Origin of the sequence: Citrobacter sp. S-77, assembly GCF_963864895.1 — a bacterium.
Classification (GTDB): domain Bacteria; phylum Pseudomonadota; class Gammaproteobacteria; order Enterobacterales; family Enterobacteriaceae; genus Citrobacter; species Citrobacter murliniae.
The window spans coordinates 1-16,097 of record NZ_CAWLWU010000001.1; the positions used below are offsets into that span (position 1 = coordinate 1).

11 protein-coding genes, 4 pseudogenes and 1 other annotated feature are annotated in these 16,097 nt (G+C 44.4%); of the genes and pseudogenes, 2 read left to right on the plus strand and 13 right to left on the minus strand.

Annotated elements, in window-relative coordinates:
• Positions 1 to 223: 223 nt before the first annotated feature.
• The 12 genes and pseudogenes from AACS05_RS00005 to AACS05_RS00060 form a co-directional block, all read right to left on the minus strand.
• Positions 224 to 964 carry a hypothetical protein gene (locus AACS05_RS00005; RefSeq protein ID WP_144243111.1) on the minus strand — a complete coding sequence of 247 codons (741 nt, stop codon included), beginning with the start codon at positions 962 to 964 and terminating at the stop codon, positions 224 to 226.
• 7 nt (positions 965 to 971) lie between these two features.
• Positions 972 to 1,748 (minus strand): F4 family fimbrial subunit, encoded by a 777-nt coding sequence (locus AACS05_RS00010; protein WP_045450037.1) that lies wholly within the window; start codon positions 1,746 to 1,748, stop codon positions 972 to 974.
• 5 nt (positions 1,749 to 1,753) lie between these two features.
• Entirely contained in the window at positions 1,754 to 2,536 is a 783-nt protein-coding gene (locus AACS05_RS00015; RefSeq protein WP_045449937.1) for a F4 family fimbrial subunit, read from the minus strand.
• Positions 2,537 to 2,607: 71 nt separating this feature from the next.
• On the minus strand, positions 2,608 to 3,120 hold the full coding sequence (locus AACS05_RS00020; protein WP_052369309.1) for a DUF5462 family protein: 513 nt from the start codon (positions 3,118 to 3,120) through the stop codon (positions 2,608 to 2,610).
• Positions 3,121 to 3,168: 48 nt separating this feature from the next.
• Positions 3,169 to 3,828, minus strand: coding sequence for a fimbria/pilus periplasmic chaperone (locus AACS05_RS00025; protein ID WP_045450039.1), 660 nt, complete (start codon positions 3,826 to 3,828; stop codon positions 3,169 to 3,171).
• Positions 3,829 to 3,880: 52 nt separating this feature from the next.
• Positions 3,881 to 6,280, minus strand: coding sequence for a PefC/AfrB family outer membrane usher protein (pefC, locus tag AACS05_RS00030; RefSeq protein ID WP_045449938.1), 2,400 nt, complete (start codon positions 6,278 to 6,280; stop codon positions 3,881 to 3,883).
• A 9-nt stretch (positions 6,281 to 6,289) separates the two neighbouring features.
• Positions 6,290 to 6,835, minus strand: a complete 546-nt coding sequence (locus tag AACS05_RS00035; protein WP_081918254.1) for a fimbrial protein — start codon at positions 6,833 to 6,835, stop codon at positions 6,290 to 6,292.
• A gap of 47 nt (positions 6,836 to 6,882) precedes the next feature.
• Positions 6,883 to 7,164: a PapB/FocB family fimbrial expression transcriptional regulator gene (locus AACS05_RS00040; RefSeq protein ID WP_045449939.1), complete on the minus strand. Its 282-nt coding sequence runs from the start codon at positions 7,162 to 7,164 to the stop codon at positions 6,883 to 6,885.
• 692 nt (positions 7,165 to 7,856) lie between these two features.
• A pseudogene (locus AACS05_RS00045) lies at positions 7,857 to 8,360 on the minus strand (IS66 family transposase); the annotation flags it as partial.
• A gap of 497 nt (positions 8,361 to 8,857) precedes the next feature.
• Positions 8,858 to 9,337 (minus strand): annotated as a pseudogene (locus AACS05_RS00050) (IS3 family transposase); the annotation flags it as partial.
• A gap of 83 nt (positions 9,338 to 9,420) precedes the next feature.
• Positions 9,421 to 10,929 (minus strand): group II intron reverse transcriptase/maturase, encoded by a 1,509-nt coding sequence (ltrA, locus tag AACS05_RS00055; RefSeq protein ID WP_045449942.1) that lies wholly within the window; start codon positions 10,927 to 10,929, stop codon positions 9,421 to 9,423.
• A gap of 673 nt (positions 10,930 to 11,602) precedes the next feature.
• A pseudogene (locus tag AACS05_RS00060) lies at positions 11,603 to 12,342 on the minus strand (IS3 family transposase); the annotation flags it as partial.
• Positions 11,945 to 12,061, minus strand: a sequence feature (AL1L pseudoknot). (Overlaps the previous pseudogene by 117 nt.)
• Positions 12,343 to 12,630: 288 nt before the next feature.
• On the opposite strand from AACS05_RS00060, the gene AACS05_RS00065 reads away from it, so the two are divergent.
• A complete protein-coding gene (locus AACS05_RS00065; protein ID WP_045449946.1) occupies positions 12,631 to 13,512 on the plus strand; it encodes a transposase in 882 nt (293 codons plus the stop codon).
• Between the two features lie 21 nt (positions 13,513 to 13,533).
• Positions 13,534 to 14,289: pseudogene (gene istB / locus AACS05_RS00070) on the plus strand (IS21-like element helper ATPase IstB).
• 687 nt (positions 14,290 to 14,976) lie between these two features.
• On the opposite strand, the gene AACS05_RS00075 reads toward istB, so the two are convergent.
• The gene (locus tag AACS05_RS00075; RefSeq protein WP_045449950.1) at positions 14,977 to 16,089 is read right to left on the minus strand and encodes a CfaE/CblD family pilus tip adhesin; all 1,113 of its coding nucleotides are present in this window, start codon (positions 16,087 to 16,089) and stop codon (positions 14,977 to 14,979) included.
• Between the last annotated feature and the right edge of the window lie 8 nt (positions 16,090 to 16,097).

The following is a 16,097-nucleotide window of genomic DNA, read 5'->3' on the forward strand; positions in this document are numbered from 1 at the left end:
ATTTCACAATCAATTTAAATTAAGGGTTCTCAATTCAAAAAACAAAAAACTTAATAATTCAAACAGATATTTATATAATTATACCAATTTAAATATAGGCAACCCCTAATAAAAGATATTGAGATAACAATATTTTCACTACCCTTGACATTATAAGCATTGATAACAAATCATAAATGAAAATGAAGCACACACCATGGCATCAATAAAATAAATTATCTATCTAAAAATAAACGACTATTGGCAAAATCCACCCCTGCCATTGATTAATATATTCTTCCGAGCCAGGGAAACTAACACTTATATCTTTTACTGTCGTTAGCCATGCTCCCGCTAAATCAGTATGCTTATAACCCTTAGCTTCACCTAAAATTTGATTAAAGATGTTTTCGTATATCACTATGCTTGTATCTTGTTCATTTCGATATCCATATCCATTAATACCTTTCATTAACAGACTGATTTCTTCCTTTTCTTTATCTGATAAATCAGGTCTGGATACCCAGCCATTATTTAAACTACTATCCTGATATGCCAGCGCATGTCTGAAGTTTAATTTCCCTTCACCATATCGATAATTCCCATTACTCAGTACTCCTTTTACCGGAAAACGCAAATCCTCCATATTCGAATCAGTAAAAATAACAACAGGTTGAATACCAGGCTTTGGTTTGCTTATCAGACCAAGTGTTCTGCCTTGCAGAATTGTAAACATCTTTTCGCTTTCTGTCTGATAAAGCATTCCAGATTTGGTCACGGAAAATGTTCCCGTATCCAGAATTTCTGAATTGAGCACAACAGAAGAGGGATACCACTGCCATACATTTTCAGATATTTTTATTGTTCCTCCAAAATCCGTTCCTCCAGTGTACGCCCCCCCCTGCCAGTGATTAGCTTGCGCGATAGTTGTGAATCCGATAAACAAAGCCGTAAAGATTTGTATTTTCGTTAATAATCTCATCATTTAAATCCTATTGATATTCAATACTTATCGGTAATGTCACACGCCATTTAGCAGGTACTGCATCAGAACTAAAACTCAATTGTCCACTATCCTGTACAATTTGAGCTCCATATGCGCCATCAACCTGTCTGAATTTTTTATCTGAAAATGCGTTCACACTCATTTTTTCGGATACCACAATATCATTGTTAAGCCAATTCAGAGGTTCTGCAATAAATATTTCACGTAATATCCCTACAACATGATTTGGTTCGATTATATATTTACTATCAGGTAAACCGTTACCTACGGTGTCATCATAAAGGCTATAATATTCCGCCTTACCTTCTGTAACGTATTTCATAACTGCTGCAACCCTGATCTTGAATGTAAACATACCATCTGCTTCTTGTTCTTCTCCATAAACAGGTAAAGTTACGGTGGCGATCCCTGGAGCAGTCCATTGCACTCTATTTTCATCACCTGTCCTCCCAAAACGAATTACAGGAGTGAGTCCCTGACGACCAGAAGGAGATGTTCTGGATGTTTTTCCTGACAGGATGGTCACTGATGGAATGGGAACCTTCCAGTTATTCTCCCCATCGCGTTTATTTCCGTTTAAAGCAGGAACCATTGTCTTACCCACTATCTTCCATTCCCATGGATTTCGGTTATTTGTAACACTCCCCTCAAATTTTAATCCGCCATTAAAATCATGACCGGGTGTGCTCCAGTTAGCCGCAGCGAAAGAACAATAGAAGAATGTACTCAGTAAAGACAACAAAACTATTTTAATCACTTTCATTTTAATCAGTGCACAGTAACTGTTACATTCAACGTTGCATACCATTTTTCCGGTATATCTCCTGCCGAGAGATGCAACTCAAAATCATTTAAGACTGAAGCATAAGCAGCTGCTATATTTTCGGTCCGACCATCAGATAAAATATTTTGCGATAATGATTTTATATTTCCATTAGTGCCAACTCTATTATTAAAGCCTTTATTCATAAATAGCAAAGCGGAAAGTCGGTTAATCAATCCTGCAGATAACTTATCTGGCTGAACATTATTTACGCTTCCGCCACTTACCAGGAACATACCTTGGCCTGGTCCCGCGTTATCTGTCTGATGCCCCAGTGCCACAGCCATTCCTTGTTCAACTGTGAACAATAACTCACCAACTGGCTGCCCTGTTTCTGGGTTATAAACTGGAACTCCTGTTCTGAATCGTTGACTTGTGGTATTTGTTCCTTCATACAGCTGTAGTGGTTTTTCTCCAGTTGTATAGGATATATACGGCGTCATACCAGGCCCTCCCCGCTCAGTTACCTCATATAAATACCCTTCCAGAAAAGGGATAGTCCCTTTCCTTTTAAGATTAAAGATAAACCTCCCATCTTTCTGAAAAGATTCAGATAAATCAACATCCCATATTTTATCATCTGATGCGACCCTCCAGCGCCATTTAGGCCCATCATCAGTAACATATCCTCTGAATCTTATTTCCCCTCCATCCAGAATAGTGGAAGAAAAAGCATGCAAAGAGTAAAACAAAACAATAGTAGTAAGTATTGCTTTTATTACCTTCATCACTATCCTTATTTAACCATATTATAGACACTAACTAATATTCAATAAATAAAACAGGATAAATTTATATATCAATCAACATACTCGTCTTCAATTTCCATTTCAATTCTGACATTCCCTCTGTAATTTACAGGGACTGTTAGCTCTACAGGACTATCACTTCTTAGTTGTAATGTTCCCCCGTTCGATGGAATGTTTAAAATTGCATCCTCCCCCCTCGACTCAAAATTGAAAGGAGTTTTCTTTCCATCAATAAGCATAGCAACATTAAGGGTTATAAATGCCTCACCTTTACTATCCGGTAATATTTGCTTTGCCGTGACAAATACACTCCCATTATTTCCGCCTCTGACAGTAGCATCTTTAACAATCAAATTGTTTGGTAACTTTTCTTCTGAAGAAAAATCATATATTACTGAGTTTGTCAGAGTACGGTTAACCTTAACTACGCTATTGCCTTCGACCTGCCCATTAAGCACACCCAAGTAATGATTTTTTTCTTGGTTTTTACTACTATTAGCAAAAACATTATTTCCCCCAAAAATCATTAACCCAATAATGGCTGTAATAATGCCGACTCTCATATGCTCATCTCTGTATTGTAACTCAATGAACCCAATTAATGACAACAACTATTTTTTATTTATATCCCATACTTTTAATTCACCATAATCATCCAAAGACTCTACTTTCGATACATCCCCTCCTGGGATTGCAACAGAGTCACCTGGCATAAACATTAATAGTTTTTGTGCTACATCATTATTAACTTTCAACTTATTACCTTTTGAATCCAGAAGGCCACCGATAGCAAAAATATAAGGCGTATTATTTACCAATAACTTCGAACCAGAACGTTCTTGAACTGCTAGACCTTCTTCAGCTCCTTTACGTCCTTCTATTAAGGATTTAGGACGATAAAATAATTTAAGTTTAGAGCGCAACGCAATAGCTAAGCCACTCCCTTGCATCGCTGGAGGAATATCTTGAATATTCAACCAATAAACTGACTCTTTATCTTCCGGTAAGTGGTCAGACGCCAAAATTATACGCAAAGTCTGTTTCCCACCAGGAGCAACCTTAAAAAAGGATGGCGTTGCCACAAATGTTGGCCTTGTATCCTTCTCTACAATATTGTCTACCCAAGCTTGCCCACCGAACATTTGTTCTTTGTTATTATTCGTAACGGTTATAGTCAGAGAATCCTTATCACCTCTGAATATATACCGCGTCTGATCAGCAGACAGTGATGCAATTGCTGCATGAGAAGTTAACATTAATGCCAACATCATTCCCCATACATACTTACTTGCAGATTTAAAATTATCTTTCCCAAATTTAATATTAGTCACAAATAATCTCCTGTAGTTTTTCAGTCTCTTTTAACCTAGATGCAGGAATTTGGCATCTCCCGACCGTAATATCACCAAGCGCTTCAGCCGTATTTATCATCAATACTCCGTTATTCGCTACAAAACCCAGAGGAGTATTTTTTTGGTCTCTTGCCCAAGTTCCACCTTCAACGAAATTCCCATCTTTATGCTTAACTTGCAGCAAATATCGCTTAACCTTCACCGCTTCAAAAGGCATCCATACAACAGCTTGATCCGCAGGGACAAGCTTTTTGCTAGTAGTGGCAAGTTCAGTATCCAGTGGTAGTGACCCTGCTTCTATTGTTACGGAATTCCAGTCATAACTGCTAAGCGGAACGACCAGATTTCCATTCTTATCAGTATTACCTGAACCAGAAGTTACTTTTACTCCTGGTGTATCTTTAACATTTATGACTGCCACTGTGTCACTGGTTGTCTTACTGAACATGACACTACGAGCCTCAGGTACTGCCAGTACCGATCCACTTACAGAAGCAGAACCACTTGTACCATTATGCGAAGACTGGTTCAGACTAGCGCCCACCATTACATTATCCCCTGAATAGGACATTGTAAGCCCTGATGTTCCACTACCATCACTGTCACGTCCGCCGCTAATACCATAACTCAAGCGATCTGTCAGAGAGCCAGAGAGCCCTGAACTAATACCTACGCCCTGCCCTTTACTTGTTGTCACCGATGTGCTGCTACTATAACGACGCTCAAAGGCAGTAAAGGGAACAGACACTGAGGCTGAAACAGCCCAGTCATTAATTCCTTTCGTATTCTTTGAACCTGTAGCCCCCAGACTCAAACTCACATCTCCGATTCGTGTACTTACAGAACCAGATAAACCTGCGTCTTTCCCTGTGATATTGTGGTAATTTCGTTGCCACCCTGAAAGCGACAGGCTAAAAAGCCCTTTTACTGGCTGACTAACCCCAATATTCCATTCATCTTTAACTTTGCGTCCATCCTTATCCTTCTCCCATAATTCTTTTGGATTAAATTGGGACAAAGTGGTGAAATCACTGTTTTGCGTTCTGGACCAACTTGCTCTCAGACCGGTTCCTGTTTCCTCAAATCTTTTTGACCATGTAAGCTGTGCTTTACTTCCACTTCTTTGTGGTTGAAATTTATATTGGGCCACAGACCATGCCCCTTCTGCAGATACCGCACCTAATCTACCCAGACCGGTAATTAATCCTGCGCTTAGACCATGATAGTCCTGATTAATAACAATACCTGACCGAAAAGTCATACTCTTCATGCCATATCCATAAGAAGCAGAAAGTATTCCTCCTTCTAATTTACTGTCATCATCCGGTATACCACTATCAATTTTAAATTCATGTTGTCCGGGGTTTAACTGTCCTGCCATTACGGAAACAGGAAAATATTGAATGTATTCCCGTCCATCATCACCGATGATACTCATTTTTACGTCGCCACTTGTGTATAACGACACGTCGTTGACAGAAAATGGACCTGCCGGGACAAGTTCTGAGTATAGAATACGTCCATCTTGACTTAAAGTTACCCTAGATGGGCCATTTGCAATTCCCGTAAAAACAGGTGAATATCCCAGATTCCCAGGTTTCATATTATTATTTCTGGTTAGGGATAAACCATACGTTCCTGTGCTGCCTAGTATATTATCACCTGATTGAACTTTTCCTACCGCTAAGTCCGCTCTTAAACTTTGTATCGCACGAGTAGCCGTAAACATATCTATTGAAAGCTCATTACCACTATTCCCCGATGTGATCGTGGAATTGGAGTTAACAACCCATTTACCGGCATTTGCTTTCAATGCTGCTGATCCAAATGCACTGCTATAATTCCGACCTGTATTTGCATTAAGATTATAATTAACTCGAAATGCAGAAGTGCCATAATCCCACTCAACACTCTCTGGCCGCTCAGCAAGTCCCAATTGAGGGATATTTAATGTCAGTGTTTGAGTGGAGACATCAAATTCTACTTTTGTAGAATCAGCGTCAGCAATAACATAACATTGGCGGCTACTGTCATAACCACTTTTAAAAAAGTCTTGATTAATAAAAATATTAGATTTACCAAGCCATTCCTGTGTAAAACAAATACCATCCTTATCTTGAGACGTAATATCTAAAATTTGCTTACCTGTTTTTTTATCATTAATAATAACGTCAACCAAATACTGACCAGGCACAATACCATCATTAAGAGCACCCCATGCTTCTTTATCGACAGAATGACCTCCGTGAATAAATGACATATCCAGCTCAGTAGAAGCATTAACGGTCTGAGACATCAATGCACAGCTAATATAAATAGCTACGCAGGAAAGTCTAAAAGGTACGTATTTAATATAAGTAAGCGTTTTCATGATTTTAGGTTAATTGTAAACTACTACAAATGACAATGCTCCACTGTACTCACCTGCTCTAACGTCAGATGGGATTATCGGTTTTGCTTCAAAATTAAATTGACCGCCAGACGCAAAAGTAACTGGATAGTTAATAACATTATTCCTGTCTGTTAGTCGGTTACGATAATCTGCCTGGTAATCATCCGCACGTACATCAATTCGGATACCATCACCTGCCCCTTTAGTCACGACACCACCACTATCGAGCTGTCCCGGATTACCAAATTGTAGTGTAGCAATTTGACCTGCCAGAAATGCGGAACACCCCTTAACATTAGAACCCGATTCATAAAGACGTATAGTGAATTTACGTGGTGTAACTTGTCCGTTATCTGATTTCCTGAATGTTGGAAATGTTAGAAGATTATCTCCTGCTATATCTGCTTCAACTACAGCATGACATGCCGATGCAACAACATCTGCATGAAAAGTGTTTCTATGTACACTTGCACTAGCCGTATTCAGATAAACAAATAATGTACTTAGCAAGGTTATAAAAAATGATTTAAACATTACCATTAATTACCAATCATCTAAACAATATAAATACAGACAAATTCTTATCCTTTATAAAAGGGTATCATGAATGCAATACAGTGACTGATTTCTTGCATTCTCCGCAACGCCGTATTGAAGTAAGAAGAAGTTACCCCATAAATCTCGCATACACTTTTAATAGATTTTCCATTTACAAGATACCCCTCTAGTGCATAAATTACTTTTGCACTGCGTATATTCGACACTTCTACAAGTAATCTGAAATGTTCTTTGTGAACCATTCCTTTAATAAGGTGACCGGGTTTTTCTCTAAACAAATATTCATCTTTGCCCAAGGAGTCCATACACCCTCAACTAAATATAATCCAACACCTCTTTGCGAGATAATTCTAAAATAACTGAAAAATAAAAATAAAGCTTAAATCATAAAAAAACACTCACAATAAATAGCTCACAACTTCAGCTAACGCACAAAAAATCAGAATAATGCACTGAAATGCATGGCATTTATAGCTTATACTGCTGACAAAGAAATGCAAAAACAGAATTTAATTGCTTTTTTTAAATCTTAAAAATAGTTAATAAACATTGGATTTACTTTAAAATAAAAAATTAACAAATAACTTCAATATTGTTAAAAACAAAAAGAATTCCAAAAATAACTAAACTTAAAATACATGAATATAATAACCATCATTATCAAATTTGTGTAAACTTTTGTCAAATTGATCATCATACACATATCCCAGGATGCAATAAAAAAGCACTTTTTTGAGCACCATACTAATGACCATATACTTTTAATAGGGAATTCTGTTTGCAGTAAAATGTAAATAACATGTACAACAGAGTATCAAATCTGGCATGCGGCCCCCTAACGCAGTGAATGGCTGATCATTTCCTCCTAAAGCAGAGTTGCTTTGAATTTATACGATGGAGGTCGCTCTCTCAGCACAAGACTTGCCATGCTTAAACTGAGGGTTCTTTTTTCAGAAGCACTGCAAACATGGGCGCAATAAAAGTCATCGCTATCGTTCTGGCCAAGGATGTAGGCGAGCGCCTCTGCCAGCTCTGAAAGTCTTGAGAGCGTTTTCGTCTGTTGCACGGCAAGGCGCCTTCTGTAAGCATTTCCCTTTTACCTGCCTCGGCAGCGTACAACTGATCGATCCGCTTCAATACTTTATTTATGAGTATTGAGTAAGTGCGAATGTGAACATCATGGATTTTACGTCGGGCATTAGTCCAGCATGCTGCTTCCTTATATACGAGCTTCGCAGTAGAGCTCGTTGAACCTTGCATACGCAAGCCTGCATAACATCACGGGGCTGGCAAGATGGCATCACACTAAGTAACTGACATGTTTTTCACATACCGTCCCGATAACCCGGAAAGTGCTGCGTATCAACTCCAGTTGCTCGGCAGCATCTTCTACCAGATAGTTCCGAGGACCACCGCAGTCCGAGCAACAGAGTTCTGCAGGTAACAACCGGTTTTAATCCTAGAGGAGTTATTCGGGGAACGGTTTACGGGTGCGGGTCTGAGGCTACAGGCACTGCACCGCCAAGGTCATCAACTTGGCCTGTAAGGCTATCAGCTTTCCTGTTGAAGCCGGTTCCATCTGTGTGATACGGCGAAATACTATTCGTAACGATTGCCGAAGTTTATCCAGCCGCGCCCGCAGGTAGCTGATTTCGCTTTCACGCTTGGCTTGGCGCTGTTTCAGCTTATGTATGTCATCAGACAAGGCATCGTTTATAAGCCCGTATTTTACTGGGCTTATTTCTGCAATAACCAAGATAAAGAGGCTTACAGCATAATCAAGAGCTTTTTGCTGACACTACCATTGAGGCAAATTTTTCCGTTACGAAACGTCACCTCACAGGTTATATCGGGGAACTCAAACACATCAGCAAGGCTTTCTGATTGCTCATCTGACGGCAGACAGGGAGCTCGAGAGTCACAGGAAGTGGTTGAAGGAGAAACGCAAAGCTGGAGTGAATCGCCCCGTTTTTCCGGGAGAGTGTTTTGTCTGTGAACTCAGGCTGCCAGATCACCGTTTCCGATGGAAGCGTACCAGGCTTTTTCCGCTTCTGCCGGCGGGATATGATCCAGCCGTTCCAGTAACCGTTTGTTGTTATACCAGTCCACCCACGTCAGTGTGGCCAGCTCCACTTCGGTGCGGTTTTTCCAGCTTTTACGATGTATAACCTCCGCTTTGTAAAGTCCGTTGATGCTCTCCGCCATCGCGTTGTCATATGAGTCCCCAGTGCTGCCGGTTGACGCCAGCAGCTCTGCATCCTTAAGCCGCTGAGTGTACGCCAGCTACACATATTGCGACCCCTTATCTGAGTGATGGATTGTGCCGGACGGGCGACGGGCCCACAACGCCTGCTCCAGTGCATCCAGCACGAACGTCGTTTCCATCGACGATGACACCCGCCAGCCCACAATGACGCCGGCGAACACATCGATGATGAACGCCACGTACGCGAAGCCCTACCAGGTGCTCAGTAGAGTAAGAGGCAGGGCGTAGTCGGACTATTTCCCTGCCTCTCCTCCCCGAACCGGACGTGCACCTTTCAGCGCATCCGGCTCTCCGTTTAAACGCTGGCGAACGCCATTGCCACTTCTGGATAACGTGATGTGTATGTGTTTCTGGCTTCCGTCCTCAGATAGGGATTCCCCTCGGGCAGACGCCAGCGGAACAGCTTCTTGCCTTGCCCCACCAACCGGTACAGGATTTCACCGCTGAGCTTACCGTTATTGGTTTTACCAAATAAAACCCACGTTTTACTCTGACCCAGTTTTGGTGATTTACACCACCACCTCATCAGGGATGCGATTCCTGTACGGTATTTGCGGGCCAGCCAGTGAGCCAGCTTCCAGAACACGACACGGTCGATATAACTGAACACGTTGGCCTTAAAATCAACAAACTGGTAGAACGCTGCCCAGCCTTTAAGTTTCCGGTTGAGTTGCTCAGCCATATCGACTTTGCTTTCACTGTAATTGCCTGATAACAGTGCTGTCAGCGATGCGCCAAAGTTTCTGGCTTTCTCCTTTGGGATAGTCGAGACCACCCGCATATCGCCGTAACGACTGCGTTTGCGGATGATCCTGTGACCCAGAAAGATAAAGCCGTCATTGACATGGGTGATCCTGGTCTTGTCCATGTTCAGCCTGAGCTTCAGACTGTCTTCGAGCACGCCCCGGCATTCCTCCCGGATCGCTTCCGCCTGCGCTTTGCTGCCTTTGACAATAAGTACAAAGTCATCGGCATACCGGCAGTACGCCACAGCAGGTTTCCATTGCCAGTTTTCTTTGATCGCAGTACTTCGGCCCCGCTGGATACTGTTATTCCAGTACCATCGTTCCTTTCTGGCTTTTCCGCTCAGGTAGCGTTTATGCAGATACTGATCAAACTCATTCAGCATGATATTCGACAGCAACGGCGATATTACGCCACCCAGAGGTACCCCTTCACTGGCAGCGCGAAAAAGCCCAACATCAACATGCCCGGCCTTGATGGTTTTCCACAGCAGAGCCATAAAGCGTGAGTCACTGATCCTGCGGCGGACTGCTTTCATCAGCAGACGATGATGGACCGTGTCGAAGTAACTGGAGAGGTCACCCTCAATCACCCAACGGCCCCGGGTTTCACCACTGTCGGTGAACTGTAATTTCACCGTGCGGATCGCGTGGTGGACACTGCGTTCAGGCCGGAAGCCATATGACAGCGTATGAAAATCACTCTCCCATATCGGCTCCATCGCCATCAGCATTGCCCGCTGAACAATACGATCCCGCAATGCAGGGATACCCAGTGGTCGCAGTTTGCCGTTGCTTTTAGGGATGTAAACCCGTCTGGCGGGCAAGGGCTGGTAGTTACCGGAGAGCAGTTCATTCCTGAGGATTTGCAGCTCAACAGCCAGTCTGGCCTGTAGCATTGTTTTGGTCACGCCATCAACGCCGGGGGTATGCGCCCCCTTTGATGACAGCGTGATCCGCGCCGCTTCAGCCAGCCATTCTGGTTGTGTTATCAGACGCAGCAGCCGTTCAATCCGTCGGGGCGAATCGGCTGTTGCCCATGTGGCAAGCTTGCGTTGCATTTCGCTGATTATCAAAGGTCTTCACCTCATTAGGTCAGGTAATTTACGTCGCAAACACATTTAAACTGCTTCCCTTCGCCATGTAATGGACTTTCCCCATCGCGGACTACTACGGAAGCTCCGCCAGCCAGTGCGTCATCAGGGCCATGCCCCCTTAACATCCGTCACTGACCTTCCCCGGTTCACCTGCCTGGACTCAGACATACTGAGGAGGCTGCCCGTCGCACTCTTTATCCTTGCTTGCCGCAAGTTGGCAGAAGTCAGCAACGCGAGCGTGATGGGCGCTGCTGTCCCGGCATTTCGCATACATATCTAAAATACCTTCGAACGACAGTACTTACGTGTCACTGCCAGTTCCTCCTGCACGGCCTGTCAGATCACGTAGGCCGTGGTGACGTTTTCAACCCACAGAGGCGGATTAACGGGTTCATGTTCTTCAGCCTTTCAGTACTTAACCTTGAGGATCATCTCGGCTTAGTGGTCTCGCCTCAATCCCCGTTGTCAGCGGGTTACATCACCCTGTGGGCATGCCGCAGGTCACTGCCGCTCAGGTTCTCCACCGTCACACCCGGTGGGATTGTTGGGCTTCTCGTCATGAGTTACCAGTTCAATATTCCAGACAGACTCGTGGTTCATTTGAGCCTCCATGCTCGCCCTGAACTCCGGGCACACCATAGGTAAAATCTGCCACCCACACCTGGTCGGGTCGCTCCGCCACGAACTGGCTGTTCACCCGGTCACCCGCAGCGGCGTCTTTCCGGCTGACGGTGGTGCGGACCTTTTTAGCCCGGCGCACACCGGCAAGTCCCATGACGGTCATCAGACGTGCCACCGTGCATCTGGCCACACTGATGCCTTCCCGCAGCAACTGCCGCCAGACCTTGCGCGCACCGTACACGCTGTGGTTTTCATCGTACACGCGCTGTATCTCCGGCTTCAGCTGGTCATCACGCTGCGCCCGCTGACTGCGCCTGTCAGGATGCTGCCTGTGCTGCTGATGCCGGTAGTATGTCGACGGGGCGATATCCAGCTCATGGCATACCGGTCCGACCCCGTGCTCATCACGCAGGGTATCCACCAAGGGCGTTATTTTTTCCACAGGCGGTCGAACTCCGCCTTCGCAAAATACGCGGAAGCCTGGCGCAGGATATCGTTGCTGCGGCGCAGTTCACGAACCTCGCGCTCCAGCTCTTTCAGACGCTGACGTTCAGCGGTGCTCAGTCCGCCATCACCGTTGCCGGCGTCCCGTTCATACTGACGAAGCCAGGTGCGGAGTGTCTCCGGCGTGCAGCCAATCTTCGGAGCAATGGAACTGAGTGCTGCCCACTGTGAGTCGTATTCATTCTGACTCTCCAGAACCATACGGATGGCCCGCTGGCGGACCTCAGGGGAAAAACGCGTATTTTTAGTCATCCTGTTTACCTCTCTCTCAAGGAGTTTAGTCTCCAGGATTTCCGGGGCGGTTCAGAGTGCTGGCCAGAAACGCAACGCCAATCAGTGACGATGAAATGGCGGAAAGCAGACAGCATCAGTAAAGAAAGCATCTAGCGGGCATGAAAATGACAAATAACGGTCAAAGATCGTGGCGTTGAAACCAGTCGATCACTCCGGGAATTAACGCTTTCTCACACGGTCTTCATTGCTGATTTTTTATGTCAATGGATACATCAATTGGCCAGAAAGAAAGTACCCAGGAGTTCTATGGAAACGTGTTTTAAAATCCTCCAGTTCAAATATGGACAAAATCTGAGTAACCGTTGTATCGGTCTCACGCTCAAAATAAGCCCCTCCACCGTCTACGAAGTTCTGTTCCGCTTCAAAACGACATCGCTGCCATGGCCGTTGCCTGACTCCATCACGCCAGCTCATCTGGAAAAGCTCATCTTCCCCGTAAAAACAACCACTCATCCGGAACTGGTGCCGCCAGACTCGCTTTACATTGACGTGGAGATAGGACGTCCAGGCGTCACGCGCCAGCTGTTATGGCTGGAATACAAAACGCTATTCGGGAACCACGCGCTGGGCTACTCCAAGTTCTGCCGCTGCTACCGGGCATGGAAAGCTACCCAGCGCCTGTCGATGCGCCAGGAGCACCGCGCCGGCGAAAAGCTCTTTATCGACTTCTGTGGTCCGACTGTGTCGATCATCAGTCCTGAAACGGGCAAGATCCGACGGGTCGCCATCTTCGTAGCTGTGATGAGGGCATCCAACTATACCTACGCCGAGGCATGTGAAGGGCAGGATATGATGTCCTGGCTGAACGCCAACAGCCGCTGTCTGACCTTCCTCGGCGCGTACACCGGCAAAGTGGTGGAGTCACTGCTGAAACGCAAGGCACACCCGAAACAGGCCTACAGGGCCGTTCTCGGGCTGATCGCGCTGCAGAATAAATACGGACGCGAACGACTGGAAAAAGCCTGTCATGTAGCCTGGCACCACAAGATGCCAGACAGGCGGTTCATCGAAAACCTGCTGCACCATCAGCGCGAAAACCAGGAACTTCAGGCAATGCGCGGCGGGGAAACACACCCTACAGCATCTCTGGAACATGAGAACCTGCGCGGTCCCGGCTACTACCACTAACATACTGAGATATAGATAAAAATGAACAACAATCTGCTCCATAAACTGAGCCAGTTAAAACTCCCGGCGATGGCTGAATCTCTGATACGGCAGCGTGAAACGCCGCAGACCTACGACGAGCTGTCGTTCGAAGAGCGGCTGGTTCTGCTGGCTGACGACGAGCTGTTGAACAGGGAAAACGGTCGCGTTGCACGACTGAGAAAAAACGCGAATCTGAAATACTAGGCAGCGCCGGAGGGGCTGCATTACCCGGCGTCCAGGGGACTGAAGCCGGAGCAGATGCGGGAACTGCTGAACGGCCACTACATCACTCATTGCAAAAATATCCTGATAACCGGCCCTACGGACTGTGGTAAAAGCTGGATCGCCAATGCACACGGAGAACAGGGCTGCCGACAAAAACACACGGTACAATACTGGAGAGCGGGTCGTCTGCTGGAAGTACTGGCGCAGGGCCGTGTTGATGGTAGCTGGCTGAAGCAACTGAAACAGCTACAAAAAACAGAGGTGTTAATCCTGGATAATCTTGGTCTGGAGCCGCTGACGAACCCGCAATGTAACGATCTGCTGGAGATCATCGAAGACAGGTGCGAGCAAAGCAGCACCATCGTGGTGAGTCAGTTCCCGGTAGATAAATGGCATGGTCTGATGGAGAACCCGACAACAGCTGATGCCATCCTGGACAGGCTGGTGCATAACGCTCACAGACTGGTACTCCAGGGGGAATCCATGAGGAAAAATAAACCGGTGCTGCAAAGCGACGAAAAAACAGGTTAAAAAACAGTAGAAAAGTTAAGTCCCCTGGATGATCGATCAGAGCAGAATACGCACACATTAACGCAATTTCCAAGTGCCCGTTTTGATATCGACAAGTAGATTCACAAGAGTTCGCAACAAGCTGAACCTTAAATTCGAGAGAATAATTAGGCTGACCTTTACGGTTGCCCGGCGTTACTGTTTTGTTTATATCTGATATTTTGGTTCCCACCACTATTTGGTAAAAACCTCTTTGTCGAATACTTCACATTATGACCAGACAGTTCTCATTGTGCGCTTACTCTGCACCAGCGGTTGCTGAAGGCTGATTTTCTGATTTTCTGATTGTATGCTGTACGGCGGGTTCTTAAACGAAGTGATCGTCTGTCGAAGCTGGTAGTAATACATGAGCCGCTCGCACGAATACGCGATATAAGGCGGATCTCAGCAACACGCGAGTTGCTCTCTTCGGGCGGGGAAACGTACATAAAATAGCCAACGGCCACAATCTAAAATCTGGCATCAATAGATTAATAGATGCTATTAACATTAAGAGGAATGGAAACGGATAAAAAACAGTCATTTCTTTGATGTTTTTTATTCTTGTTAACAAGCTGAGGAGTAATATCCTGTCTGTGTTTATTTTCTCGCCTTCCTGCATATTTATCCCGATCCTGACGTTAGAATCAAGATCGGGATGTGAACTTTTTAGATATTTTCACTACTTGGTGTAAAGATTATGTTTAGATGACCTTTATATTGTCCGGCATCAGGATTCTTCACGTTAGCATTAAATAATAATTTTGCAGGCCAACATAACACTGGCACATTAATTTCAGGCATGGATACTGCAGTAATACGATTCCAGTTTATTTCAAGTCCAAGAGGGTCATTTATTGTGAACGATTGTCCATTTTTAGGTTTAAGAGTTCGTCCTCCGAGCAGAAATGACACGCTGTACGGTAACTTCAAAGAAGACTCGCCTATTTTACTGAGATAATATGTATTGCTTCCGGTTTGTCCACTGTTATCATAGAATCTTATTTCCATACTCTCACTGTTGGTGCTATATCCATCATAGAGACACATATCAAGAGTATTACTGCCAACATATTCTCCGCTGCCTTTTGGCCGCAGGTTCAGGTCAACCCGAGGAGAATTTTTAAAATCCGGCAACCAGACTTGAATATTACCTTTATCCGTTAAATGGACTGTAATATTTATGGTATAAGTACCGAAATCAAAGTCTGCGTAACGTTTTACCTTTAATACCAGCGTTGCCTCCCATATACCACCAAATGGTAATTTATTGATTTCATTTTCTGGAATAAATAACGTCAATAATGTACCATTAGAACGCTGTGTTGTTCCATTTGTTAGAGAACATGAGTACACGTGTGAATTAAGGACCATGTTACCAGTCACACCACAACCGCTTGCGTTTCCCGCAAACACATGATTTTTATATCCGTTTAGTATCAGATTACGTTTGATCAAGCTTCTCCTCTCTGTGAACTGCAAACTGATATTCGAGACACCGTAAGTAGCACCTAAAGAACCAATACCTGCTGTATGGCAGGCTCCTGTTGAAGTATCTGTTGCCGACATGCATAAAAAAATATTACGGTCATATAAATCGGAATTTATATCAAACCCTGAAAGATATCCATTAAATATATAGTACTTTGGGAAAGAGTTCACTCTGTCACCTGGCCCTAGCACATCTGTTTTCGTCAAAGTTCCTGTCGGTGTGTACGGATATGTATTAGCACCAACATTCAGGGGTAAAATGAGTGATAGTATCATCAGAAGTCTTTTCATTATTTCTC